3 protein-coding genes are annotated in these 2,463 nt (G+C 72.0%); all 3 read right to left on the bottom strand.

The genetic code is table 11. The features are described from left to right. Positions 1–60: 60 nt before the first annotated feature. Entirely contained in the window at positions 61–630 is a 570-nt protein-coding gene (locus MFF42_RS25210; RefSeq protein WP_238258717.1) for a hypothetical protein, read from the bottom strand. Positions 631–751: 121 nt separating this feature from the next. Next, on the bottom strand, positions 752–1,483 hold the full coding sequence (pgl, locus tag MFF42_RS25205) for a 6-phosphogluconolactonase (RefSeq protein WP_238258716.1): 732 nt from the start codon (positions 1,481–1,483) through the stop codon (positions 752–754). Then, a partial coding sequence (gene gnd, locus MFF42_RS25200) for a phosphogluconate dehydrogenase (NAD(+)-dependent, decarboxylating) (RefSeq protein WP_238258715.1) occupies positions 1,480–2,463 on the bottom strand: 984 nt, incomplete at its 5' end. The genes pgl and gnd, both read right to left, overlap by 4 nt.

Here is a 2,463-nt window from a genome sequence, read left to right as displayed (position 1 = left end):
ACAGGCCATGCTCTGACCGAACCAATCAACCGGAAGCCGCGCGATCGGGCGCGGCTCGGATCACGGTCTGCCGTGAGCCCTCGCGGCGACGGGGGGCGTTCTCTCGGAGACCGGCGCCTGGACGGCGTCGAAGGCGGTCTCGTCGAGCGTCAGAACCGGCAGGGCGCCGAGATCGACCACGGGCGCGGTGGCCCGTTTCGCAACCGGGACCGCCGGCGCGACCGCGACGGGCACGGCCGGCTGCGGGTCAGGCGACGGCCCCGCGGAAGGCGACGGCAGGGACGCCTCGACCGCGGGCGGTGATTCGCTGGCCGGTGCAGCAGCCTCCGGCCCCTGCACGGCACCGACGATGCGGACGGGTTGGGCCGCCTCCTGAACAGGTTCCGCCATCATCGCGGGGGCGGCCTGCTCCGCAACGGCCGTGCCCGTGCGGATCTGCGAGGCGACTGCCCAGGACGTGACGAGCGAGAGGCCCAGCAATCCGGCATAGACGACCCAAACGGGCCGGCGGCTGCGCCGGTCCAGGGGCTTCAGCGGTCCGGGCTGGATGCGGCCGCGCCGCCGAGCGAAGCGCGGCGGATCGGCTCGGAGCCGAGCGTCCGACGCGGTTGCGCCTTCGGCTGCTACCATCGGGGGTACTCCCGTGTCGTCGAGGATCGCCGGTTCATACTCCGGTAGGATCCACGTCGAAAGTGAGGCGGATCCGCCCGTCGCGGTGGACGAGGCGGACCGCAAACGGGTGTCGGCGGCTTCAGGCCTCAGCCGCGTCGCGATCCACGTACCACGTCACCCGTCCCGCGCTCTCGACGCGGCGCGCCGGCAGATCCTCGCCCTCGGCGAGTCGCCGCAATGGTTCGCGTTTGCCCGCGCCGTTGACGAGGAAGAGCACGGACCGCGAGGAGGCCAGGACCGGGAAGGTGAGGGTGATGCGCGGCACGAACGGCTCCATTCCCGCCTCCGGCACCGGCGCGGCCCAGGCCTCGCGCTCGGCGAGCGCCGGCTTGCCCGGAAACAGCGAGGCGGTGTGCCCGTCGCTGCCGAGACCGAGGAGCACGAGGTCGAAGAGCGGCCGATTCGGGTCGAGCCGGTCGCTGCCGTAGAAATCCTGCAGCCTCCGCTCGTAGGCGCGGGCGCCCGGCTCGGCGCCCTCGTCGGAGGGAATGAAGTGCAGATGCGTCGCGGGCACCGGTGCTGCGTGGCCGAACGCCTCGCGGACCATGCGCACGTTGCTCAAGGCGTCGTCCCACGGCACCACCCGGTCGTCGCCGAAGAACCAGTGGATCCGCGCCCACGGCACGCGCTCGACGAAGCCGGGCGAGGCGAGCAGCGCGTAGAGCCGCTTCGGCGTCGAGCCGCCGGACAGGCAGATGGCGACGCGATCGCCCTCGGCACTGCCGGCCATCGCCAGGAGATGCTCGGCCGCCGCGCGGGCCGTCGCCTCCGCATCCGCCATCAGCTCGGTGTTCGGGGGAAGCGGGATCACGGCGCGGGCCCGCGGCGCGGCGGTTCCTTGTGGCCGCCGAAGCCCTGGCGCATCGCCGAGAGCAGCTTGTCGGCGTAGCTCTCGTCCTCGCGGGAGCGGAAGCGGCGGTAGAGCGCACTCGAGAGGACGGTGGCCGGCACGGCCTCCTCGATCGCCGCGTTGATGGTCCAGCGGCCCTCGCCGGAATCCTCGACATAGCCCGAGAACCCTTCGAGGCGCTCGTCGCCGGCCAGCGCCGCGGCGGTGAGATCGAGGAGCCAGGACGAGACCACACTGCCCCGCCGCCAGACCTCGGCGATGTCGCCGAGATTGAGATCGAACCGGCGTCCCTCCGGGATCTCGGGGGAGTTGGCGTGGCGCAGGATGTCGAAGCCCTCGGCATAGGCCTGCATCAGGCCGTACTCGATGCCGTTGTGGATCATCTTCACGAAGTGGCCGGACCCGCTCGGGCCGGCATGGATGTAGCCCTGCTCGGCCCGCGGATCACGGCCGTCGCGCCCCGGCGTCCGCGGGATTTCGCCGAGGCCTGGCGCCAGCGTGCGGAAGATCGGGTCGAGCCGGTCGACGGCCTCCTTGTGGCCGCCGATCATCATGCAGTAGCCGCGCTCCAGGCCCCACACGCCGCCGGAGGTGCCGACATCGACGTAGTGGATGCCCTTGGCGTCGAGGTCGCGGGCACGGCGCACGTCGTCCTGGTAGAACGAGTTGCCGCCGTCGATGATGCAGTCGTTAGCGCTCAGGAGACCGCCGAGCGCGGTCACCGTCTCCTCGGTGATCTGGCCGGCCGGCAACATCACCCAGGCGGTGCGGGGCGCCTCCAGCTTCGCGACGAGATCTTCGAGACTCGACGCGGCGGTCGCACCCTCGGCGGCCAGCGCCTCCACCACCTTCGGATCGCGGTCGTAGACCACGGCCGTGTGGCCGTCGCGCAGGAGACGGCGGACGATGTTGCCGCCCATCCGGCCGAGGCCGATCATGCC

It is taken from the genome of Methylorubrum podarium (assembly GCF_022179745.1).
Taxonomy (GTDB): domain Bacteria; phylum Pseudomonadota; class Alphaproteobacteria; order Rhizobiales; family Beijerinckiaceae; genus Methylobacterium; species Methylobacterium podarium.
The sequence above is the reverse complement of the archived record's forward strand: the minus strand, read 5'-3'. Positions and strand labels throughout refer to the sequence as shown.